The 22807-nt window shown below is 67.7% G+C and carries 24 protein-coding genes; 13 read left to right on the top strand and 11 right to left on the bottom strand.

Features of this window, described 5'->3' with window-relative positions:
- Positions 1 to 84 precede the first annotated feature (84 nt).
- Genes KW836_RS14110 through KW836_RS14090 form a run of 5 tightly spaced genes read right to left on the bottom strand, consistent with a single transcriptional unit; the run spans position 85 to position 4286 of the window.
- A complete protein-coding gene (locus tag KW836_RS14110) occupies positions 85 to 393 on the bottom strand; it encodes a DUF2160 domain-containing protein (protein ID WP_056317261.1) in 309 nt (102 codons plus the stop codon).
- 27 nt (positions 394 to 420) lie between these two features.
- A complete protein-coding gene (locus KW836_RS14105; RefSeq protein WP_218343667.1) occupies positions 421 to 1233 on the bottom strand; it encodes a carbohydrate ABC transporter permease in 813 nt (270 codons plus the stop codon).
- Entirely contained in the window at positions 1226 to 2116 is an 891-nt protein-coding gene (locus KW836_RS14100) for a carbohydrate ABC transporter permease (protein ID WP_175121750.1), read from the bottom strand. The genes KW836_RS14105 and KW836_RS14100 overlap by 8 nt, the downstream gene beginning before the upstream one ends.
- A complete protein-coding gene (locus KW836_RS14095) occupies positions 2113 to 3201 on the bottom strand; it encodes an ABC transporter ATP-binding protein (protein WP_175136659.1) in 1089 nt (362 codons plus the stop codon). Before KW836_RS14095 ends, KW836_RS14100 begins: the two co-directional genes overlap by 4 nt.
- On the bottom strand, positions 3201 to 4286 hold the full coding sequence (locus tag KW836_RS14090; RefSeq protein WP_218343665.1) for an ABC transporter ATP-binding protein: 1086 nt from the start codon (positions 4284 to 4286) through the stop codon (positions 3201 to 3203). The genes KW836_RS14095 and KW836_RS14090 overlap by 1 nt, the downstream gene beginning before the upstream one ends.
- 221 nt (positions 4287 to 4507) lie before the next feature.
- Here KW836_RS14090 and KW836_RS14085 point away from each other — a divergent pair, with 221 nt between their 5' ends.
- Positions 4508 to 5299, top strand: a complete 792-nt coding sequence (locus KW836_RS14085) for a DeoR/GlpR family DNA-binding transcription regulator (RefSeq protein WP_224776955.1) — start codon at positions 4508 to 4510, stop codon at positions 5297 to 5299.
- Between the two features lie 92 nt (positions 5300 to 5391).
- Positions 5392 to 6990: a glycerol-3-phosphate dehydrogenase/oxidase gene (locus KW836_RS14080; RefSeq protein WP_218343663.1), complete on the top strand. Its 1599-nt coding sequence runs from the start codon at positions 5392 to 5394 to the stop codon at positions 6988 to 6990.
- A 17-nt stretch (positions 6991 to 7007) separates the two neighbouring features.
- On the opposite strand, the gene KW836_RS14075 is transcribed toward KW836_RS14080, so the two are convergent.
- The 3 genes from KW836_RS14075 to KW836_RS14065 form a co-directional block, all read right to left on the bottom strand.
- A complete protein-coding gene (locus KW836_RS14075; RefSeq protein WP_175121755.1) occupies positions 7008 to 7607 on the bottom strand; it encodes an HD-GYP domain-containing protein in 600 nt (199 codons plus the stop codon).
- A 143-nt stretch (positions 7608 to 7750) separates the two neighbouring features.
- Entirely contained in the window at positions 7751 to 8431 is a 681-nt protein-coding gene (locus tag KW836_RS14070) for a type 1 glutamine amidotransferase domain-containing protein (protein WP_175121756.1), read from the bottom strand.
- Positions 8428 to 9477: an NADP-dependent oxidoreductase gene (locus KW836_RS14065; RefSeq protein ID WP_175121757.1), complete on the bottom strand. Its 1050-nt coding sequence runs from the start codon at positions 9475 to 9477 to the stop codon at positions 8428 to 8430. The genes KW836_RS14070 and KW836_RS14065 overlap by 4 nt, the downstream gene beginning before the upstream one ends.
- Before the next feature lie 163 nt (positions 9478 to 9640).
- On the opposite strand from KW836_RS14065, the gene KW836_RS14060 reads away from it, so the two are divergent.
- From KW836_RS14060 to KW836_RS14015, 10 genes are all read left to right on the top strand, one after another.
- A complete protein-coding gene (locus tag KW836_RS14060) occupies positions 9641 to 10393 on the top strand; it encodes a TetR/AcrR family transcriptional regulator (protein ID WP_218343662.1) in 753 nt (250 codons plus the stop codon).
- Between the two features lie 2 nt (positions 10394 to 10395).
- Positions 10396 to 11349, top strand: a complete 954-nt coding sequence (locus tag KW836_RS14055; RefSeq protein ID WP_218343661.1) for an HlyD family secretion protein — start codon at positions 10396 to 10398, stop codon at positions 11347 to 11349.
- A complete protein-coding gene (locus KW836_RS14050) occupies positions 11346 to 12293 on the top strand; it encodes an ABC transporter ATP-binding protein (protein ID WP_218343660.1) in 948 nt (315 codons plus the stop codon). Before KW836_RS14055 ends, KW836_RS14050 begins: the two co-directional genes overlap by 4 nt.
- Entirely contained in the window at positions 12290 to 13435 is a 1146-nt protein-coding gene (locus tag KW836_RS14045; protein WP_175121761.1) for an ABC transporter permease, read from the top strand. The genes KW836_RS14050 and KW836_RS14045 overlap by 4 nt, the downstream gene beginning before the upstream one ends.
- Positions 13436 to 13440: 5 nt before the next feature.
- Positions 13441 to 14910, top strand: a complete 1470-nt coding sequence (locus KW836_RS14040) for an efflux transporter outer membrane subunit (protein ID WP_218343659.1) — start codon at positions 13441 to 13443, stop codon at positions 14908 to 14910.
- A gap of 132 nt (positions 14911 to 15042) precedes the next feature.
- On the top strand, positions 15043 to 15774 hold the full coding sequence (locus KW836_RS14035) for a response regulator transcription factor (protein WP_175185393.1): 732 nt from the start codon (positions 15043 to 15045) through the stop codon (positions 15772 to 15774).
- A gap of 66 nt (positions 15775 to 15840) precedes the next feature.
- The gene (locus KW836_RS14030; RefSeq protein ID WP_175185394.1) at positions 15841 to 16323 is read left to right on the top strand and encodes a YbaK/prolyl-tRNA synthetase associated domain-containing protein; all 483 of its coding nucleotides are present in this window, start codon (positions 15841 to 15843) and stop codon (positions 16321 to 16323) included.
- A 23-nt stretch (positions 16324 to 16346) separates the two neighbouring features.
- The gene (locus KW836_RS14025) at positions 16347 to 18371 is read left to right on the top strand and encodes an FUSC family protein (RefSeq protein WP_255595598.1); all 2025 of its coding nucleotides are present in this window, start codon (positions 16347 to 16349) and stop codon (positions 18369 to 18371) included.
- Between the two features lie 3 nt (positions 18372 to 18374).
- Entirely contained in the window at positions 18375 to 19160 is a 786-nt protein-coding gene (locus KW836_RS14020) for an NRDE family protein (protein WP_218343658.1), read from the top strand.
- A 142-nt stretch (positions 19161 to 19302) separates the two neighbouring features.
- Positions 19303 to 19737 (top strand): carboxypeptidase-like regulatory domain-containing protein, encoded by a 435-nt coding sequence (locus tag KW836_RS14015; RefSeq protein WP_218343657.1) that lies wholly within the window; start codon positions 19303 to 19305, stop codon positions 19735 to 19737.
- Between the two features lie 61 nt (positions 19738 to 19798).
- Here the strand turns inward: KW836_RS14015 and KW836_RS14010 are convergent, their stop codons facing one another.
- The gene (locus tag KW836_RS14010; protein WP_056560668.1) at positions 19799 to 20173 is read right to left on the bottom strand and encodes an MAPEG family protein; all 375 of its coding nucleotides are present in this window, start codon (positions 20171 to 20173) and stop codon (positions 19799 to 19801) included.
- Positions 20174 to 20438: 265 nt separating this feature from the next.
- Here KW836_RS14010 and KW836_RS14005 point away from each other — a divergent pair, with 265 nt between their 5' ends.
- Positions 20439 to 21275, top strand: a complete 837-nt coding sequence (locus KW836_RS14005) for a CPBP family intramembrane glutamic endopeptidase (protein WP_239214558.1) — start codon at positions 20439 to 20441, stop codon at positions 21273 to 21275.
- 12 nt (positions 21276 to 21287) lie between these two features.
- On the opposite strand, the gene KW836_RS14000 is transcribed toward KW836_RS14005, so the two are convergent.
- Positions 21288 to 22343 (bottom strand): alkene reductase, encoded by a 1056-nt coding sequence (locus KW836_RS14000; RefSeq protein ID WP_175121768.1) that lies wholly within the window; start codon positions 22341 to 22343, stop codon positions 21288 to 21290.
- Between the two features lie 51 nt (positions 22344 to 22394).
- On the bottom strand, positions 22395 to 22742 hold the full coding sequence (locus KW836_RS13995) for a helix-turn-helix transcriptional regulator (protein ID WP_056560656.1): 348 nt from the start codon (positions 22740 to 22742) through the stop codon (positions 22395 to 22397).
- Positions 22743 to 22807: the final 65 nt, after the last annotated feature.

Here is a 22807-nt window from a genome sequence, read left to right as displayed (position 1 = left end):
TGCGGACCGCTGGCCGGGGAAGACGCTGGCCGATAGTCCTTTTCCTGACTGCCCGAAACCAACGAAGGGTCTGGCGCCCTTCTCTCACCCTTTTTTCATGATGAAGGCCAGCAGCAGCATGGATAGCACGAAGCTGATCCACACCGATGGCGGCTGATCCAGCGAAAACCACTCGACCGCCTTCTGGCCAAACCCCAGAAACGCCAGGTTGAGCCAGGCTGCGGCCATCAGGCCGATGAAGAGCCGGTCGCCGCGCGTGGTGCGCAGGGGCAGAAACCCCTTGCGCTCCTGCGTGGGCGACTTCAGCTCCCAGATCGTCATGCCCACCAGCATCAGCACGATGCAGCTGAAGAACACGGCAACCGGGGTGGTCCACACCATCCAGCTGAACATGGGCACGCCCTCCTGTAGTCCCGATGCCTACACGCGGCCCATCGCGAAGCCCTTCGCGATGTAGTGCCGCACGAACCAGATGACGATGCCGCCCGGCACGATGGTCAGCACGCCCGCGGCAGCCAGCACGCCCCAATCCATGCCGGAGGCCGATACGGTGCGCGTCATGGTCGCGACGATGGGCTTGGCGTTCACAGACGTGAGCGTGCGCGCCAGCAGCAGCTCCACCCAGCTGAACATGAAGCAGAAGAACGCCGCCACGCCCACGCCCGATTTGATGAGCGGCAGGAAGATCGTCAGGAAAAAGCGCGGAAACGAGTACCCGTCGACATAGGCGGTCTCATCGATCTCACGCGGCACGCCGGACATGAAGCCTTCCAGGATCCACACCGCCAGCGGCACGTTGAACACCAGGTGCGCCAGCGCCACCGCCAGGTGGGTGTCCATCAGGCCGAACGAGCTATACAGCTGGAAGAACGGCAGCAGGAACACCGCCGGCGGCGTCATGCGGTTGGTGAGCAGCCAGAAGAACACATGCTTGTCGCCGATGAAGCGGTAACGCGAGAACGCATAGGCAGCCGGCAGCGCCACGGCCAGCGAGACGACCGTGTTGATGACGACGTAGATCAGCGAATTGATGTAGCCGGAATACCAGGCCGGGTCGGTGAAGATGGTGCGGTAGTGCTCGAACGTGAAGTCGCGCGGCCAAAGCGTCAGCGTGCTGACGATCTCGGTGTTCGACTTGAACGACATGTTCAGCATCCAGTACAGCGGCAGGATGGCGAACACCAGGTACAGCGTCAGGAAGGCGCCGCGCCACCAGGAGGATTTCTCACGCATTGCCCCGCTCCTCGTCGAAACCGCCCGTGGTGCCCGCGCGCTGCATCCAGTTGTAGAGAATGAAGCAGAGCAGCAGGATGATCAGGAAGTAGATGATCGAAAACGCTGCGGCCGGGCCCAGGTCGAACTGCCCCACCGCCTTCTGCGTCAGGTACTGCGACAGGAAGGTCGTGGCGTTGCCCGGGCCGCCGCCGGTCAGCACGAACGGCTCGGTGTAGATCATGAAGCTGTCCATGAACCGCAGCAGCACCGCAATCATCAACACGCCGCGCATCTTGGGCAGCTGGATGTACCGGAACACGGCAAAGCGCGAGGCGCCGTCGATCCGCGCGGCCTGGTAGTAGGCGTCCGGAATGGCGCGCAGCCCCGCGTAGCACAGCAGCGCAACCAGCGGCGTCCAGTGCCACACGTCCATGACCAGCACCGTGACCCAGGCGTCGACGTCGTTGCCCGTGTAGTTGTAGTCCACGCCCAGCCAGGACAACGTGGCGCCGAGCAGCCCGATGTCGGTGCGGCCGAACACCTGCCAGATGGTGCCCACCACGTTCCACGGAATCAGCAGCGACAGCGCGATGATCACCAGCACGGCCGACGCGCGCCACCCGCTGGCCGGCATCGACAGCGCCAGCAGGATGCCCAGCGGAATCTGGATCAGCAGCACCGCAAAGGAAAACCCGATCTGCCGGAACAGCGCGCCGTGCAGTTCCTCGTCCTGCAGCACCGCGGCGAACCACTCCGTGCCGACGAACACGCGGCGCTCGGGCGAAATGATGTCCTGCACCGAATAATTGACGATGGTCATCAGCGGCAGGATGGCCGAGAACGCCACGCACAGCACAACCGGCATGACCAGGAACCAGGCCCGGTGATCGGTGGGTTTCATCGGATCAGTTCCTCGTCGCGGTAGAAGCAGGTGTGCGGGTTGAGCACGGTCAGCCACACCGTGGCGTCCTTGCCGCCGGCCACGACGTTGCTGCCCAGGCGGGCGCGCACCGGCGTGCCTTCAAAGTCAGCCACCAGCAGCGTGTAGGTGCCCACGTCCTGCACGCGTTCCACGCGCATGGGCACCGCGCCAGCCGTCCCGGGATCGGTCACGCGCAGGTATTCCGGCCGCACGCCCAGCTTGACGGGGCCCGCGCCTTCCAGCTTGACGGCCAGCTCGGCCGGCACGCCTTGCAACCGGTGCTGGCCCACCCTCAGCGCGCCGTCGCGCCACTGCGCCGGCAGGAAGTTCATGCCCGGCGACCCGATGAAATGGCCCACGAAGGTGTGCGCGGGACGTTCGAACAGATCATCCGCGCTGCCCACCTGCACGGCGCGGCCGCGCGCCATGACCATGACCTGATCGGCAAAGGTCAGCGCCTCGGTCTGGTCGTGGGTCACGTAGATCAGCGTCAGCTTGAACTCGTGATGGATCTCCTTGAGCTTGCGGCGCAATTCCCACTTGAGCTGCGGGTCGATCACGGTAAGCGGTTCATCAAAGAGAATCGCGGACACGTCGCTGCGCACCAGGCCGCGGCCCAGCGAGATCTTCTGCTTGGCATCCGCCGTCAGCCCGCTGGCCCGGCGGTCCAGCACGTTGGACATTTCCAGCATTTCGGCGATGCGGCCCACGCGCTCGCGGATGCGATCGGGCGCAACGCCCCGGTTGCGCAGCGGAAACGCCAGGTTCTCCGCGACCGTCATGGTGTCGTACACCACCGGAAACTGGAACACCTGCGCGATGTTGCGCGCCTGCGGGGTCTTGTCGGTGACGTCCTGCCCGTCGAACAGGATGCGCCCGTGCGATGGCCGCAACAGGCCCGACACGCAGTTGAGCAGCGTGGTCTTGCCGCAGCCGGAGGGCCCGAGCAAAGCATAGGCCCCGCCGTCGCGGAAGGTGAACTGCAGCGGCAGCAGGGCGTAGTCGTCGTCGGACTTGGGATGGGCGACGTACGAATGGGACAGGTCCAGCTCGATCTGCGCCATCAGGCCACCTCCCCCGCCCCCGCCGGCTGCCGGGGCGCCGCGAGCAGCGCGCCATCCGGGCCAAATGCGTAGGTCTGCGCGGGGTCGAAATACAGCCGCACATGCTCGTCCAGCGTGTACCGGTGCACGCCGGGCAGTTGGGCGACCACGTCGCCCGCAGCCGTCTCGGCATGGACAAAGGTGTCGGACCCGGAGATCTCGGCCAGCTTGACCCGGCCGGGCAGCTCGACGTGACCGGGCCGCGATTCCACATCCAGCGCGCCGGCGCGCAGACCGGCCGTGATTTCGGCGTCCGCGCCCGCCGGCAGCGCGCGATCTACCGCCACGCCGCCCTGCAGCACGAACCCGCCGTTATGGCGGCGGGCGGCGAACAGGTTCATGGGCGGGTCGCTGAAGGCGCGGGCCACGCGGATCGAATTGGGCCGGTGAAAAACCTCGGCCGTGGGGCCGTATTGCAGCAGTTCGCCTGCGTCGAGCACTGCGGTGTGGCCGCCGAGCAACAGCGCCTCGCCCGGTTCGGTGGTGGCGTAGACCACGGTCGACCGCCCCTGCGCGAACAATTCCGAGAGTTCGTCGCGCAATTCCTCGCGCAGTTTGTAGTCCAGATTGACCAGGGGTTCGTCCAGCAGGATCAGCGGCGCATCCTTGGCCAGCGCCCGCGCCAGCGCCACCCGCTGCTGCTGCCCGCCCGACAGTTCGGACGGATAGCGGTCCAGCAAATGGTCGATGTGCAGCCGCGCCGCCATGGCGTGGACTTTTTCACGCGTGTCGCGCTCGCCGCGCAGCTTGAGCGGCGAGGCGATGTTGTCGTAGACCGACATGGACGGATAGTTGATGAACTGCTGGTAGACCATCGCCACGTTGCGCTGGCGGACGGGCACGCCGGTGACGTCGGCGCCGTTGACCCGCACGAGGCCCTCGGAAGGCCGGTCCAGCCCGGCCATGATGCGCATCAGCGAGGTCTTGCCGGCCAGGGTGGCCCCCAGCAGGACGGTCATGGCTCCCGGAACCGGGGCCAGGCTCATGGGATACAGGTGCGTCTGCGAGCCGGCCCGCAAAGCTATCCCGTCCAAGGTCAGCTGCATCTAGTCTCCTCAACCTACTTATACGTCCCTGTTTTCTACGGACTTCGGTATTCGGCACAGCGTCCCAGCTTGCGCGCCCCCAGGTTCCCGCTTGGGCGCAACACGATGAGCATACTCTTTCAGATGGCTTTCGTTTTTTGTGCGTTTTACTGAAGAAGCGAACAAAAAACAATCTTGCGGTGCGTCATTATTTTTCGCTTTTGTTGTTTTATCATTCGAACATGACACTGAATCCACGACAGAGCGCGCTGATCGAAATGGTGCGGGCCCAGGGCTCGGCCTCGATCGAAGAGCTTGCCAAACGTTTCGACGTCACGCTGCAGACCGTGCGGCGGGACGTCAACATCCTTTCGGAAGCCGGCCTGTTGTCGCGCTTTCATGGCGGGGTGCGCATTGAAGCCTCCACCATCGAGAACATCGCCTACCGCAAGCGCCAGGGGCTGCACGCCGCGGGCAAGCAGCGCATCGCCGAAGCCGTGGCCCGCGCCGTGCCGGACGGCTGTTCGCTGATCCTGAACATCGGCACCACCACCGAAGCCATTGCGCGCGCGCTGCTGCGCCATCGCGGATTGCGCGTCATCACGAACAACCTGCACGTGGCCGACATCCTGTCCGACAACCCGGATTGCGAAGTCATCGTCGCCGGCGGCGTGGTCCGCTCGCGCGACCGCGGCATCGTCGGCGAAGCCACGATGGATTTCATCCGCCAGTTCAAGGTCGACATCGGCCTGATCGGCATTTCGGGCATCGAGGCCGACGGCACCCTGCGCGACTACGACTTCCGCGAAGTGCGCGTGGCGCGCACGATCATCGAGCAGTCGCGCGAGGTCTGGCTGGCCGCCGACAGCAGCAAGTTCAAGCGCCAGGCCATGGTGGAACTGGCGCATATCTCGCAGATCGACCGCTTCTTCACCGACGCGCATCCGCAGGAACCGCTGGCACAAGTGTTGCTGGACGCCGGCGTGCGCTGCGACGTCGCCGCCGCGCCGCACGTCCCCAAACCTACCCCCTGACCCGAGCGCCGCCGCGGACGCATCGTCCGCGCAAGCCCCGCCGGCAAGCACATCGACGCATTTACCTCGCGGCCCTGCCGCCCTAAAAGAACATGAACCAACCCCTCGCCCCCGTCACCCCGCCCGACCGCAGCCGTCTTCTGAACACGCTGGACAACACGCATTCCTGGGACGTCATCGTCATCGGCGGCGGCGCAACCGGCCTGGGCACGGCGGTCGACGCCGCCGCGCGCGGCTACCGGACGCTGCTGATCGAAGGCGCCGACTTCGCCAAGGGCACGTCCAGCAAGGCCACCAAGCTGGTGCACGGCGGCGTGCGCTATCTGGCGCAAGGCAACGTCAGCCTGGTGCGCGAGGCCCTGCATGAACGCGGCCTGCTCAACCGCAACGCGCCGCACCTGGTGTGGCCGCTGGGCTTTGTGGTGCCGGCCTACACGATGCTGGACCAGCCGTTCTACGGCATCGGCCTGAAGATGTACGACATGCTGGCCGGCAAGCTGAACCTGTCGCCCAGCCGCTGGCTGTCGCGCCGCGAAACGCTGGCCAACGCCCCCACCCTTGCGGAAACCGTCAGCGGGCGCAGCCTGAAGGGCGGCGTGCTGTACTACGACGGCCAGTTCGACGACGCGCGCCTGGCCATGAGCCTGATGCGCACGCTGTTCGACCTGGGCGGCACGGCAGTCAACTACGTGCGCGCCACGGGCCTGACCACCACCAACGGCAAGGTCGACGGCGTGACCGCACAGGACGTGATCGGCGGCGCGTCGTTCACGCTGCGCGCGCGCTGCGTGGTCAACGCCACCGGCGTGTGGGTGGACGCCGTGCGCCGCATGGAAGACAAGAACGCGCAGACGATGGTCGCGCCCAGCCAGGGCGTGCACCTGACGCTGCCGCAGGATTTCTTGCCCGGCAAGCGTGCCGTGCTGATTCCCAAGACCGACGACGGCCGCGTGCTGTTCGTGGTGCCCTGGAACGGCCACACCATCGTCGGCACCACCGACACGCCGCGCCAGGATCTGCCGCTGGATCCGGACGCCGGCGCACAGGACGTGGATTTCATCCTGAGCACCGCCGCGCGCTACCTCAGCCGCAAGCCGACGCGCGACGACGTGACCAGCGTCTGGGCCGGCCTGCGTCCGCTGGTCAAGGCGACCGGCGAAGCCTCCACCAAGAAGCTGTCGCGCGAGCACACGATTCTGGTGTCCAAGGCCGGCCTCGTGACGGTCACCGGCGGCAAGTGGACGACATACCGCCGCATGGCGCAGGACGTGGTCGACACCGCCATCCAGCATCAGTTGCTGACGCAGGCCTCGTGCCGCACCGAATCGTTGCCGCTGCATGGCGCCAATGGTCTTGCACCGTCGCAGGAACACGCCGGCACGCCGGACAGCTACTACGGCAGCGATCTGGCGACGTTGCAGGCGTTGCCCGGCGCGCAGCGCATGCTGGTCAAGGCCAGCGGCCTGACCGAAGCGCACGTGCGTTTTGCGGCGCGCTTTGAACTGGCGCGCAGCGCCGAGGACGTGTTGGCGCGCCGCAACCGCGCGCTGTTCCTGGATGCCGAGGCCGCGATGCTGGCCGCGCCGGAAGTGGCCCGCATCCTGGCCGAGGAACTGGGCCACGACGCGGCCTGGCAGCAGCGCACGCTGCAGGACCTGGCCATCGTCGCGGCGACCTATCGCCTGAAGTAGTTCGCTACGGTAAACCGCTACGGCACGCGCAGGCGGCTTTCGCGGATCAACGATTCGAACACGCGCAGCAGGTCGGGATCGAACTTCGATCCCGACTCCTGGTTCAGGATGTCCATGATCTGCGTGTGCGAGCGCGCCGGATGGTAGGGCCGCGTATCGCCCAGCGCATCGTAGGAATCGGCCACCGAGATGATCCGCGCATGCAGCGGGATGGCGTGGCCAGCAAGGCCGTCCGGATAACCGGAGCCATCGACATGCTCGTGATGGTGCCGGACCGCCAGCGCAATGGCTTCGCGCTGCGGCATCGCGGTCTGCATGATGAGGGCAGCGCCCGCGGCGGCATGCGCCTTCATGATTTCCCAGTCTTCCCATACCAGCCGGTGCGGGCTGTGCAGCACACGATCGGGCGTGGCGATCTTGCCCACATCGTGAAGCCGCGCGGCCACGGCAATGACGTCCACCTCGTGCTCGGCCAGTCCACAGGCTTCGGCCAGCGCCACGCTCAGCGCAGCCACCCTATTGCAATGCCGGCCGGTGGCCGGGTCACGCGCCTGTATTGCGGCAAAGAGCGCCGCTTCATAGGATCCTGCGGATATGTCGGGTACGTCGGGGGGCATTGGAAAACTGCGCGCCGCAATGGCATGGCGGCGCGCGCATATCGGAAAGCCGGAATTCTGACACAATCCGCAACGATGTCCGGCCGCCGCGCGTCGAGCGCGGGGCCGGGCTTCGCCTTCCTGCCGTTGTGCCGTGACGGCGTTCAGTCCTTCAGGCGTTCCAGCAGCGCCTTGGCCACGCCCACCGACGAGCCGGGATTCTGCCCCGTGATGAGCAGGCCGTCGCTGACCACATGCGACTGCCAGTCCGGCCCGCTGCTGTACAGCCCGCCCAGCTTTTTCAGCTCGTCTTCCACCAGGAACGGCACCACATCGGTCAACTGCACGGCGGCTTCTTCCGCATTGGAAAAGCCCGTGACCTGCCTGCCCTGCACCAGCGGCTTGCCGTCGGCGGTCTTGGCATGGCGCAGCACGCCGGGCGCATGGCACACGGCCGAGACCGGCTTGCCCGCGGCCAGCATGGTCTCGATCAGCGCCACCGATTTGGCGTCCTCGGCCAGGTCCCACAGCGGGCCGTGACCGCCCGGGTAGAAGACCGCGTCGTAATCCGACGCCTGCACGTCGGACAGCCGGCGCGTGGACGCCAAAACGCGCTGCGCGTCCGCGTCTTTCTGGAAGCGGCGCGTGTCGTCGGTCTGCGCGTCAGGATCGTCGCTCTTGGGATCCAGCGGCGGCTGGCCGCCCAGCGGCGAGGCCAGCGTGATCTTCGCGCCCGCGTCCAGGAACGCGTAGTACGGCGCCGCAAACTCTTCCAGCCAGAAACCCGTCTTGCGGCCCGTGTTGCCCAGCGTGTCGTGGGAAGTCAGCACGATCAGGATGTTCATGTAGCGCTCCATTCGTCAGGGCCGACGCGCACAATGCGCTTGCCGGCGTTTTCACCCTTGAGCAGCCCGATCAGCCCGCGCGGGGCGTTCTCCAGGCCGTCGACCACGTCTTCACGGTACTTGATGCGTCCTTGCTTGATGAGGTCCTGCATGGCCTCGCGGAATTCGCCGTAGCGATGCGCGTATTCGTTGAAGATGATGAAGCCCTGCATCCGCAGCCGCTTCGTCAGGATGGTGCGCATCAGCAGCGCCAGGCGGTCCGGGCCCTCGGGCTGGCTGGTGGCGTTGTAGGCCGAGATCAGGCCGCACACCGGGATACGCGCACGCGGGTTCAGCAAGGGCAGCACGGCATCGAAGACCGCGCCGCCGACGTTTTCGAAGTACACGTCGATGCCTTGTGGCGCCGCCTTTGCCAGGCGCCCGGGCAGGTCCGGCTGACGGTGGTCCACGCATTCGTCAAAGCCCAGTTCCTCGACCACGTAGCGGCACTTGTCCGGCCCGCCCGCAATGCCGACGACCCTGCAGCCGTGGATCTTGGCGATCTGGCCGACCACTGCGCCGACCGCGCCGCTGGCCGCGGCGACCACAACCGTTTCACCGGCCTTGGGCTCGCCGATGTCCAGCAGCCCCATGTAGCCGGTGAAGCCCGGCATGCCCAGCACGCCCAGCGACCACGACGGGTTTTCGGGATTGGCGCCCAGGCGCAAGAGTCCAGCGCCGTCGGACACCGCGAAATCCTGCCAGCCGGTCTGCGCCAGGACCCACTCGCCGACCTGAAACTGCGGATTGTTGGAGGCGTGGACGCGGGTGACCGTGCCGCCCACCATCGGCTCGCCGATCTGCACGGGCTCGGCATAGGACGGCGCGTCGCTCATGCGGCCGCGCATGTAGGGGTCGAGCGACAGATAGACGGTGCGCAGCAGCACCTGGCCCGGTCCCGGTTGAGGGATGTCGCCGGTTTCCAGGCGGAAATCGGCATCGGTGGGTTCGCCGTGCGGCCGGGCGGCCAGCACGATGCGGCGGTTGGTGGATGCGGATTGCGGCATGAGGTTCGGTCTCCTTCGTAGCGCCGGCCGGGCCTTGCGGACACCCCCGGGCGGCAGGTTGGGGAACCGGCCCATTACACCACCCATGGCCGTGCGGCCGGCTTGAAACCCTGTTGATCGAACCCTCTTTTAATTAATTAAGTCTTTAATTAGAATCGGCCGCATGTCTTCCCCCACTCGCCTTCCCGCCCGCCGGCCCGGCCGCCCGCCCCGTCCGGACAACGCCGCCGCCCGCGCCAATCTGCTGGATCTGGCCACGCAATTGTTCGCCGCCCAGGGCGTCGCCGCCACCACCATCGCCAACATTGCGCAGCGTGCGGGCGTGACGCCGGCGATGCTGCATTACTACTTCAAGAGCCGGGATCAGTTGATCGACGCGGTGGTGCTGGAACGGATCGTGCCCGTGATCGGATTTGTCTGGGCGCCGGTGCCGCTGGAGGGCGGTGGGGCCGTCATCGACGGGGCTCCCGCCTCCGGGCCCGGCTCCCCGCCCGACCCGGCCGCCGCCGCCCGCGGTTTCATCACCGAAGTGGTCGGCCGCGTGGTGCAAAGCGCCACGGAAAAGCCCTGGCTGCCGTCGTTGTGGATGCACGAGGTCGTCAACGAAGGCGGCCAGTTGCGAGATCGCGTGCTGCGCCATCTGCCGTCGGACCGGCTGCAGGCGTTCGCGGGCCTCATCGCCGAATGCCAGCGCCGCGGCGCCATCACGCCGGGCGTGGAACCGCGCCTCGTGTTCCTTTCCATCCTGGGCCTGACCCTGTTGCCGCTTGCCACGTCCAACCTGTGGCGCCGCATCTGGCAGGACGACCCGGTGGCGCAGTCGATCGATAACGAGGCGATTGCGGCCCACGCCATCGCCATGCTGACCGGCGGCCTGTTCGCGCCGTCTCTACCCTCCCCGACTCCAGGACGCTGACCATGCGCACCTTACGCCGCCTGTCCGCCCCCCTCGCCTTGCTGCCGCTGTTTGGCTGCGGCAATAACGACCAGCCGTTCTATCAGGGCTATGTCGAAGGCGATTACGTGTATGTCGCCTCGTCCGAACCGGGTCGCCTGGACACCCTGGCGGTGCGGCGCGGCCAGCAGGTCGACGCCAACCAGCCGCTGTACGCACTGGACGCCACACGCGAGGCCGCGGCACGCGATCAGGCGCAGGCAGAAGCGGCCGCGGCGCGCGCGCAACTGGAGGACATCGCCACCGGCAAGCGGGCGCCGGAGGTCGACGTCAGCCTGGCGCAATTGGCGCAGGCGCAGGCCGCCAGCCGCCGCTCCGCGGCGCAGCTGGCCCGCGACAACGCGCAGTTCCGCATCGGCGGGATCGCGCGCTCGCAGCTGGACGACAGCCGCGAACAGGCGCAGTCGGACGCGGCGCGCGTGCGCGAACTTCAGGCGCAGGTCGAGGTAAACCGGCTGCCCGGCCGCGACGAGGCCCGGCGCGCGCAGGCCTCCCAGGTGGAGGCCGCCGACGCCGCGCTGGCGCAGGCCGAGTGGACGTTGAACCAGAAGCAGCTGGCCGCGCCGGCCGCCGGGCGGATCTTCGACACCATGTACCGCGTAGGCGAATGGGTGCCGGCCGGCAGTCCGGTCGTGAGCCTGCTGCCGCCCGGCAACATCAAGGTGCGGTTCTTCGTGCCGGAGACGGTGGTCGGGTCGCTGAAGATCGGCCAGCAGGCCACGCTGCGCTGCGACGGCTGCGGCGATCCGATCCCCGTGCGCATCGACTACGTGTCTGACCAGGCCGAATACACGCCGCCGGTCATCTACAGCCGCGAAAGCCGCAGCAAGCTGGTGTACATGGTGGAGGCCCGCCCCGCCGCCGACCAGGCGGCGCGGCTGCATCCGGGTCAGCCGGTGGAGGCGACGCTGCCATGAACGCGCCCGACGCCGGCAGCAACGTCATCGACGTGCGCGGCCTGAACAAGCACTTCGGCAACAAGCATGTCGTGAACGACGTGTCGCTGCAGGTTCGCGAAGGCGAGATCTTCGGGTTCCTGGGGCCCAACGGCAGCGGCAAAACGACGTGCATCCGCCTCATGTGCGGCCTGCTCACGCCGGATTCCGGCAGCGGCACATGCCTGGGCTACGACATCCTGCGCGACAGCGCCGAGATCAAGCGCAATGTCGGCTACATGACGCAGAAGTTCTCGTACTGGGAGGACCTGACCATCCGCGAGAACCTGGACTTTGTCGCGCGCATGTACGGCATGCCGCAGCGCAAGGAAGCCGTGGACCGCGCCCTGCAGGACCTCGGGCTGCAAACGCGCGCCGGGCAATTGACGGGATCCTTGTCAGGCGGGTGGAAGCAGCGCCTGGCGCTGGCCGCCTGCCTGCTCCACCAGCCCCGCCTGTTGCTGCTGGACGAACCCACGGCTGGCGTGGATCCGACGGCGCGGCGCGACTTCTGGGAACAGCTGCATGAACTGGCGGCGCGCGGCATCTCGGTGCTGGTCAGTACGCATTACATGGACGAGGCCGAACGCTGCCACAAGCTGGCCTACATCTCGTACGGCAAGCTGCTGACCCAAGGCACCGCCGACGAGGTCATCGCCGAGCAGCAACTGACCACCTGGGCGATCCACGGCGTCAACCTGGTGCCGTTGGGCCAGCAACTGCGCAGTGCGCCCGGCGTTGACCAGACGGTCGCGTTCGGATCCGCGCTGCACGTCAGCGGCCGGGACGCGGCCACGCTGGAAAGCACGCTGCGCGCGGCCATCGCGGGCCAGGATCTGCGTCTGGAACGCATCGACACCAGCCTGGAGGACGTCTTCATCTACCTGATGAACCGGTCCACCGACAACTTCGCGGGCCAGCCATGACCGCGCGCCTGAACGGCTTTTCGTGGTCGCGCTGGTGGAGCATGGTGCTCAAGGAGTTCCTGCAGCTGCGCCGCGACCGCATTACCTTCGGCATGATCGTGGGCCTGCCGATCATGCAGCTCGCGCTCTTCGGTTATGCCATCAACACCGATCCGCGCCAGATGCCCACCGCCATCATCGCGGCGGACCACAGCCCGTTCACGCGCAGCTTCATCGCGGCGATGCGGTCGTCGGACTACTTTCACATCGTCGAGGAACTGGACACCGAAGAAGCGGGCCGCGCCGCGCTGGCGCAGGGCCGCGTGCTGTTCGTCGTGACCATTCCGCCGGATTTCACGCGCAGCCTGCTGCGCGGCGAACGCCCGGCGCTGCTGATCGAAGCCGATGCCACCGACCCCATGGCGACCGGGATGGCGCTGGGCGCAGCAACGCAGCTGACCCAGGCCGTCGCGCAAAAGGATCTGACCGGACCGCTTGCCAGCCTGGCGGGCGGCCAGCCACCTTTCGACGTGCGCATCCACCAGCTCTACAACGAAGAGCAGATCTCGCAATACAACACCGTGCCGGGGCTGATGGGCGTGATCCTGACGATGACGCTGGTGATGATGACCGGACTGGCGATGACCCGCGAGCGCGAACGCGGCACCATGGAAAACCTGCTGGCGATGCCGGTGCGGCCGATCGAGGTGATGACGGGCAAGATCGTGCCGTACATCGCCATCGGATTGATCCAGGCCAGCATCATTCTCGCGGCGGCGCATTTCGTCTTCCACGTGCCCATCATGGGCAGCCTGCTGTCCGTGTACCTGGCCGCGCTGCTGTTCGTCGCGGCGAACCTGACCGTGGGCATCACGCTGTCGTCGCTGGCGCAGAACCAGCTGCAGGCGATGCAGCTGACCATGTTCTATTTCCTGCCGAACATGCTGCTGTCCGGCTTCATGTTTCCGTTCCAGGGCATGCCGATGTGGGCGCAGCACCTGGGCAACCTGCTGCCGCTGACGTATTTCAACCGGCTGATCCGCGGCATCCTGCTCAAGGGCAACGGCTGGTGGGACCTGTGGCCCAACATCTGGCCCCTGATGCTGTTCACCGTCATCGTCATGACCGCCGCCGTGAAGTTCTACCGCCGCACCCTGGATTGAAGCCCATGTCCTGCCCCGCCTTCATGCCCGCTTCCCGTCCCCTGGTCTCGATGGCGCTGTGCGCGCTGCTGTCGGCCTGCGCGGTCGGCCCCGACTTCGATACGCCCGCCGCGCCGGACGTTGCAGCCTATACGCCAAACGGGCAGGACGCGCTGCCCGCGGGCCAGCAGCGTCTGCAAGCGGGCGCCGACATTCCCGCGCAGTGGTGGCAATTGTTCCGGTCGGACGCGCTGGACCGGCTGGTGCGGCAGGCGCTGGACGCCAGCCCCACGCTGGAAGAAGCGCGTGCGCGCTTGCGGCAGGCGCAGGAAGACTTGGCCGCGGACACCGGCGGGCGCATGCTGCCCGCGGTGGACGGCAATCTGTCGGCGGCGCGCAAGAAGGTCGATCCCGCCGCCTACGGCGTGCCGGTGGCCGAGCCGCCCCCGCCTTTCACGCTGTACAACGCCTCGATCGACGTGTCCTACACGCTGGACGTGTTCGGCGCCAACCGCCGCGAGCTGGAAAGCCTGGCCGCCCAAACGGATTACCAGGCGCATGAACTGCAGGCGGCGCGCATGTCGCTGGCGGCCAACGTGGTCACCGCCGCGATCCGCCAGGCGGATCTGGCCGAGCGGCTGACCGCCACACGCGACCTGCTGGCGGCGCAAGTCAGCCAGCAGGACATCATGCGCAAGCGCCTGGACGCCGGGGGCATTGCCCTGGCCGATCTGCGCAACCAGGAGCTGCTGGTCGCGCAGACCCGCGCCACCGTCCCGCCGCTTGAATACCAGCTTGCGCAGGTGACCCACCAGCTTGCCACCTACCTGGGCGTGCTGCCCGCCGCCCTGCAAACGCCGCCGCTGCGCCTGGCGGACCTGACGCTGCCGCCCGACGTCCCGACCGGCGTGCCGTCGGCGCTGACGCGCCAGCGGCCCGACATCCTGGCGGCCGAAGCCCTGTGGCGCAAGGCGTCGGCCGACGTGGGCGTGGCGACGGCCAACCTGTATCCGCAGTTCACGCTGACCGCCAGTTTCGGGTCGCAGCGCACGGGCGTGAACGAACTGTCAGACGGCGTCAACGTGTGGAACCTGGGACTCGGGCTGGTTCAGCCCCTTTTTCATGGTGGCGAGCTGCGGGCCCGCAAACGCTCGGCGGAAGCGGCGTATGACGCTGCCGCCGCATCATTTCGCCAGACGGTGCTTGACGGCTTTCGCCAGGTGGCCGATGCGTTGCGCGCGCTGCAGACGGACGGTGACGCCTTCGCGGCCTACGACGATGCGTGGCGCCGCGCAGACGAGGCCGAACGCATCGCGGCGGGCCGCTACCAGGCCGGCGGCATCAGCCACCTGAGCCTCCTGGACAGCCAGCGGCAGGTGTTGCAGACCAGGATTTCGCGCATCGAAGCGGATGCCGCGCGCTACACCGACACGGCGGCGCTGTTACAAGCGCTGGGCGGCGGCTGGTGGAATGAGGCGGTTGCTCCCGCCCCGTAAGCCCGCAAAACGCGCTCTGCGCGGCCATGTTCGAGAATTCGGGTAGGAAAGTGTCGTTGTGCGGGGCTTGGGAAAGCGCGGTATCCCGTCATCATGCAAGCGCTCAAGCTGCATGATGTTTACAACGATTTCATGAATGACCTATTAGACCTGATCGTCTTCGCGCCCGACGCCGGCCAGCGCGTCCGCCGTAGCGACGAACTGGCCGAAATGGGGTTCTCGCCGCGCCCTTGCGAAGACTCCAACGGACTGTTCCGCCTGTTTCAGGCCCGCCGGACCCCGCTGCTCGTGATGCAGGCCGAATTCACCGATCTCTGCATGGCCGTCGCAGGTCTGCGCGCCATGGACACCACCGCCGGCATCGTTGCCATTTCCGCCTTCGATACCCCTGAGAACCGCATCCTCGGCCTGCATTGCGGCGCCGACGCCTGCTTTTCGCCCGAGGTCGTCACCGGCGAAATCGCCGCAGCCCTGCAGGCGCTGGTGCGCCGGGTCCCCACCACCGCCAACCGCCGCGGGGCGGCCGAGGCCGATGCCCGGCCCGCGCCGCCGCCCGTGGCGTCCGCCGAGCCGACCGGCAAGTGGCAATTCCTGGACGCCGCCTGGACGCTGGTCAGCCCCCAGGGCAGACGCCTGGCGCTGACCCAGGCCGAGCGCGAGTTCCTGCTCAAGCTGACCGGCGCGCCGGACAAGCGCATGCCGCGCGGCGATCCGCCTGGCATCGACCCGCATTCCGGCCGCGAGTCCATGCGCCGCACGGACGTCGTCGTCAGCCGCCTGCGGCGCAAGGCGCAGGACGTCGACGTGGAACTGCCCATTCGCACCGTCTGGGGCTGGGGCTACGCGTTCACCGGGGAAATCTGACGCGCGGCGGGCGTATGATTCCGCGTACAGGGCCGACTCCCGGCCCGCCTCTGCCCCATCCGTCCCATGGAAGTCTTTGAACGCCTGCAAGCCCTGCTCATCCAGAATCAGGCGCGCTACCGCCTGCTCGAACACGCTGCCGCCGGCAAGTCCGTCGAAGTCGCCGCCATCCGCGGCACCGAGGTCAGCCAGGGCGCCAAGGCGCTGGTCTGCCGCGTGAAGATCTCGTCCAACCAGCGCAAGAACGTGCTCGCCGTCTTTCCGGCGGACAAACAGGCCGACCTGGACGCCATCGCGCGGGCGGCGGGCGGCAAGAAGGCCTCGCTGGCCTCGCAGGACCTGGCACGTGAACTCACGGGCTGCGAGATCGGCGCCATCCCGCCCTTCAGCTTCAATCCCGACCTGACGCTGCTGGTGGATCCCAGCCTGCGAGAGCGCCACGACGAAATCGTGTTCAACGCCGGACGCCTGGACGCGTCCATCCTCCTGAACACCGACGACTACTTCCGCCTGGCCGCGCCCGACGAGGCGCCGCTGATCAAGGCCTGACCGGCGCCGCCCATGAGGCCACCTTGTCCCGCCCTTTGATGACCCACGGCGCGCGCGCCTCCAACATGCGCTGGCTGATGAGCCTGGCGCACATGGAGCCGTCGCCGGTCAACCCCTGGGTGATGCTGCGCGCCGCCCTGGCCATCGGCCTGCCGACCGCGGTGGGCATGGCGCTGGACCAGGGTGCGGCGGCCGCGCTGGTGGCGCTGGGCGCGCTGCCCGCCATCACCGGCGACAACGGCGGCCCCTACCGCAGCCGCGCGCTTTCCATCGGTTCCACGGTGTTCGGCGGCGCGTTCGGTTATCTGCTGGGCAACCTGATGTCCGGCCACGGCCTGTGGACGTCCGCCGGCATGACGCTGCTGGTGCTGGCGGCCAGCCTGGTCGGCACCTTCAACAACATCGCCGCGGTCGCGACGCTGCAATTTGCCACGTATGTCATCGTCGGCTCCAGCTTGACGCCCACGCTGCCGCCCTGGCTGCCGCCGGTGCTGGTGGGCGTGGGCGGCCTGTTCGGGCTGGCGCTGACGCTGTCCGGTTGGGTCGTCAACCCGATCGCGCCGGAGCGGGCCGCCGTGGCGCAGGCCTACCGCAAGCTGGCGGCGATGTTCGCGGCCATCGGCACCTCGCGCGTGATGGCCGCGCGCCGCGACATGGAAGCCGCCATGGCCACGGCCTACGACACCGTCCTGGCCGCGCGGGGCCGGTCGGCGGGTCCGTCGCCCAGGCTGGCGCGGCTGGCCGCACAGTTGCAGGCCTGCACGCCGCTCACCAACGCCGCGCTGGCGCTGGCGCGCGCCGGCCGCGTGTTGCCGGACGAATGTGCCCGGGTCATGAACCATCTGGCCGACCGGGTCGAAAACGATGCGCCACCGGACGCCCGCGACGACATCGCCGCGCTGCACCGCGCCGGCATGCCGCAGTTGGCCGAGGCGCTGGAACAGGTGCGGCCGCTGCTGCACGGCGCGCGGGCCAGCCAGGCCAACCAGGGCCCCGGGACCAGTGAAGCCAGCGAGGCCACCGAGGCCGACGCCTTCGCCACCCTGCAGCCCGCACCGGCGCGCACGCCGTGGCGGGTGCTGATCCGCACGTACCGGCCCGGGCCGACGACGGTCCGTTACCTGGTCCGGTTGGGCCTGTGCCTCGTCGCCGCCGAGGCCGTCGCCCTGGCGGCCGCGCTGCCGCGGTCCTACTGGGTGCCGCTGATCGTCGTGGTGGTGTTCAAGCCCAACTTCGGCTCGGTGTTCGCGCGCGCGCTGCAAAGCTGCGCGGGCAGCGTGGTCGGCGTGGCGATCAGCGCCACCGTGCTTGCGCTGGATCGTGGCGGTCTGGCCAGCCTGCTTACCGTTGCTGCGCTGGCCGCGTTGCTGCCGTGGTCGATACGGCGCAACTACGGGCTGTTCTCGGCGATTCTGGTGCCGATCCTCATGCTGCTGATCGGGGCGCTGCAGCCGGGAAGCTGGGCCATTGCGCTGGCGCGGCTGATCGATGTGGGCGTTGCGGCGGCCATCGTGCTGCTGGTGGGCTACCTGCCGTGGATCCGCATCGAACGCAGCAACCTGGACCATGCCGTTTCCGCCGCCACGTCCACGCTGGCGGCCTACCTAAACACCGTCTTCCAGACCGACCCCGGCAACCGGCATGACCTGCGCGCCCGCGCCTACGCGCGCCTGTCGGACCTGCGCATCGCCCTGCAGCGCGGGCTGTCCGAACCCCGGCTGGTCAGCCGCCGCGCACTGGCCTGGTGGCCGGTGGAAGTCGCACTGGAACGCGTGGCCAACGCGATTTCGGACACGGCCTGGTCGCTGCCCGCCGGACAGGACGCGCCCGCCGCCGCGCAGGTCGCCCAATTGGCCGCCGCGCTGGACGGCATTGCGGCCGCCGTCGAACAAGGCCTGCCCGTGCCCGCCGCCCCCATCGTGGCGCCATCACCGGCGCTGCGGGACGTCGCCGCCGAAATCGAATCCCTGCGCGTCACGCTGGCCGGCCCCGACTTCACGGCAACGCCCGGCCGCCCCGCCGCCCCTTCCCCCCTTCATCAGGTCTGAATCATGTGTCTTGCCGTACTGGCTCTGCATACGCTGCCCGGCATCCCTGTGCTGATCGCCGCGAACCGCGACGAATTTCATGCGCGTCCCACCCTTCCCGCGGCGCAATGGCCCGACGCGCCAGCCATCTACGCCGGGCGCGATGGTCAGGCGGGCGGCACCTGGATGGGCGCAACCGTTCAGGGGCGCTATGCGCTGGTCACCAACTTCCGCGAGCCCGGCCGGCATCTGGACAACGCCCCTTCGCGCGGCGCGCTGGTCGAGGACTTTCTGCGCGGCGAAATGACGCCGCAGGCCTACCTTGAGACGGTGCACGCCATGGACCAGGCGTACAACGGCTTCAATCTGATCGTGGGCGACACGCGGCAGGCGTGGTATCTGAGCAATCGCGACGGCGGGCCGCGTGCGTTGGACCCTGGCATCTACGCCCTGTCCAACCATCTGCTGGACACGCCCTGGCCCAAACTGGCGCGCACGAAGGCGGCGTTCTCGGCCGTGCTGGAACATCCGTCGCAGCCCGACCTGCCCGCGCTGTTTACCGCGCTTGGCGACCGCAGCCCGGCGGACGACGCCGACCTGCCGGCCACCGGCCTGCCCTTGGCGCGCGAACGCCTCTTGAGCAGCCCGTTCATTGTCAGCCCGGAATATGGCACGCGCAGTTCCAGCGTCATGGCGCTGCACAGCGACGGCGCCGGCGAACTGGAGGAACGGCGGTTCGCCCCGGACGGCTCGGTCAGCGGCGTCAGCCACCTGACGTTTTCCTGGCAAACGGCCGGCGGCGGCGTTTGATGCGCGGCGCTTGATACAAACGGTTGATTTCCGAGGCGGACGGACGCGAACTCGCCTTGCGCGCGCACGTCGAATGGTTGCAAGCTACCGGCGGAGGCAGCCACAACGCGCTGCCACGCCGGTTTTTCTGCAGGAGAACTCCATGAACAAACGTTTTGAACGCTGCACGATCACCGCCGCCATGACCCTGGGCACCTTTGCTTTAGCGGGTGTCTTGTCCACCGCCCAAGCAGCCATGCCGCCCGTGCAGCACCAGGGCGCTATCGAATATGTCAGCGGCGGCATCGGCATTGACGAATCCGAATCCATGAAAGCCGCGTCCAGCAGTTATCCGCTGGCATTGACCTTTGCTGCGCAACGCGGCGGCAAGGCCGATTATGTCGCCGACGTGACCGTCGCGATCCGGGATGCGCAGGGCAAGGCCGTGTTGCAGACGACCGCGCAGGGGCCCTACATGCTGGTGAAGCTGCCGGCGGGCAACTACCGCATCTCGGCCACGTTTGATGGCAAGGCGCAGGAGCGCGAGGTCACCGTGCAAGGCTCGGGCACCGCGCGCGCCATGTTCGAGTGGAAGTGATGGCGCTGAGGCGCGGCTGATACGGCCGCGCCCCCTATCCTGTTCAAAGGCGCCGGACGCGTCAGACGCCCGCGAACAGGATCGCAATGACAAAGCCCACGCCCGCCGTCCAGACCAGCGAGCGCAGCGCGCCCCAGTTCGCCAGGTACATCGCCAGATAGCCCAGCCGCGTGCCCAGCCAGCACGCCATCAGCGTCGCGACGTGCGCGGGGGACGCCTGGTTATACAGCGCAAACAGCACGGCGGCGTAGAAGAACGGCAGCGCCTCGAAGGTGTTGACCTGCGCGGCGTTGGCCCGCGCGCGCCACCCCTCCTGCCGGGCCAGCCAGGCCCGCGGATCGTTGTTGTCGAATTTCTTGCCGCCTGCCTTGGCGATGATCGTGGACACGAACGGCAGCAGCGCCGCCGCCAACATCAACCACGCGATTGTCTTCATTCCTGACTCCATTGCTGGCGGCTTGATGTCCGCCGGACGCGCGGGGCGTGTGCCGCCGCTGCCGCATGGTCGCCTGAAAAGCGGGGGAAGGCAAAGGCGCTATGGGGGCTCGGGCGGCACGAGTGGCACCGCCGGCGTTGGAGCTGAAGTTGGCGTTGGCGTTGGCCGCATCAACCTCGCCGGCGTCGAAAGCGCCAAGGTTGGCGAAGACCGCGCTTACACTCGGTCCTTTGCGATTGCCGCCCGCCTGTCGATGCCGCCTGTCATGCCTTGGTTTGCCCTGTTCCTGGCCGCCGCCTTGCTATGGCCGCCCTGCACGCGCCGCTGGGCGCTTGCCCCGCTGGCGGTGACATGGGCCTGGGCATTGGCCGACGGATCGGTCGACCTCGTTGCGCTCGCATGGCCCGCGTTGCTGCTGATTGCCGCGGCGCTGGTGCGATCCCACGCGGGGCCGGCCGCGCGCATGGCCGGGCACGGACTCTTCGTGATCCTGGCCGTGCTGCTCTTTGCACATCTGCTGCCCGGCTTTCACAACCTGCGCGTGATTGATCCCGCGCCGCTCAGTCCGGATGCAGTTCCTTTCAGCATGTACCTGAATCTGGACAAACCGCTCGTGGGCTTCTGGGTGGTGCTGGCGCTGGCGCCGCCCATGGCCGCGGCCCATGCGCGTCTGACCATGCAGGCGGCGATCCTCGCCTGCGCAGCCGCGGTGGCGGTCTGCCTGGGATTGGCGCTGGCGCTGGGCGTGGTGGCATGGGCGCCAAAATGGCCGGCGTCAGGCTGGATCTGGCTGATCAACAACGCCTTGCTGGTGACGCTGGCGGAAGAGGCGCTGTTCCGAGGTTATGTGCAGCAACGCCTGGCGCAGTGGTGGCGCCATCGCGCATGGGGCGCGTGGGCGGCGATGGCTGTGGCGGCCTTGCTGTTCGGATTGGCCCATTACGCGGGCGGTTGGCAGTGGATGCTGCTGGCTGGCCTGGCGGGTACGGCGTATGGCGCGGCCTATCGTTACGGCGGTCTGGGCGCCGCCGTGCTGGCGCATCTGGGCTTGAACGCGGCGCACTTCGGATTGTTCACCTATCCGATGCGCGCCGCGTTCTGAAAGGCCGCCGCTTCAGGCCGCCAGCGCCGGATAGTCCGTATACCCTTCAGGACCCGAGGCGTAGAAGGTGGCCGGATTCGGCGTATTCAGCGGGGCCTTGCGCGCCAGGCGCTCGGCCAGGTCGGGCGTGGCGATGTACGGCACGCCAAACGCCACGGCGTCGACCTTGCCGGCCGCGATGGCGGCCTCGGCGGTGTCGCGCGTGTAGCCTTCGTTGCCGATATAAACGCCGCCGAACTCGGCCTTGATCATCGGCGCCAGGCTGTCGGGCGCTTCGTGTTCGCGGGCGCAAATGAAGGCGATGCCGCGCTTGCCCAATTCACGCGCCACGTAGCCGAACAGACCCGGCAGATCCGAATCACCCATGTCGTGGGCATCGGCGCGCGGCGACAGATGTACGCCGACGCGGCCCGCGCCCCACACCGCCACGCAGGCGTCGACCACTTCCAGCAGCAGCCGCGCGCGGTTTTCGATGGAACCGCCGTATTGGTCCGTGCGGTGGTTGGTGCTGTCCTGCAGGAACTGGTCCAGCAGGTAGCCATTGGCGGCATGCACCTCGACGCCGTCAAAACCCGCCTCCTTCGCCATCTTCGCGCCGTGGCGGTAGGCTTCGACCACGCCGGGGATCTCTTCGGTTTCCAGCGCGCGCGGCGTCACGTATTCGCGCTTGGGGCGCACGTGGCTGACGTGGCCCTTGGCGGCGATGGCGCTGGGCGCGACCGGCAGTTCGCCGTCCAGGAACATCGGGTCGGAAATGCGGCCCACGTGCCAGAGCTGCGCGACGATCAGGCTGCCCTTGCCGTGCACGGCGTCGACCACCTTGCGCCAACCCTTGACCTGCTCCGGCGACCAGAGCCCAGGCGTGTCGGCATAGCCCACGCCCTGCGGCGTGACCGCCGTGGCTTCCGTCAGGATCAGGCCGGCGCCCGAACGCTGGGTGTAATACTCGACCATCAGATCGTTCGGCACGCGGCCGGCGCTGGCGCGTTGGCGGGTCAGCGGCGCCATCACGACGCGGTTGCGCAGGGTCAGGTCGCCGACTTTCAGCGGTTCAAACAGGGGGTTCATGCAAAATCCTTTCGTCCCGGCAATGGGGCGCTTGCGGGTATGGCAGACGGGCTACATATCCAGATTCAATTGCCGCAGAAATGCGGCAATCACGGGTTCATTGCGACGGAAAAAGACCCACTGCCCCACCTTGGTCGCCGAAATCAGGCCGGCGCGCTGCAACACGGCCAGATGCGACGAGACCGTCGACTGGGACAGGCCGCAGCGATCATCGATGTGGCCCGCGCACACCCCGTGTTCGAAGGTGTGGCCCGGACGCTCCTCGAAATACGCATGCGGCGTCTTCAGCCAGGCCAGGATGTCGCGGCGAACCGGATTGGCCAGCGCCTTGAGGATGGCGTCGGCGTCGATCGCGGGTTGCGCGGCGTTCTGGTCGGAGGGTGAGGAAGTTGCGGTCATATTGGTATATCGCAATTTATCGAATCATATATCGGGTTTATCCGATATATCGTTATGCCCCTGTT

It is taken from the genome of Achromobacter sp. ACM05 (assembly GCF_019218915.1).
Lineage (GTDB): Bacteria > Pseudomonadota > Gammaproteobacteria > Burkholderiales > Burkholderiaceae_B > Achromobacter > Achromobacter animicus.
This window is presented reverse-complemented; position numbering and strand designations above follow the sequence as displayed.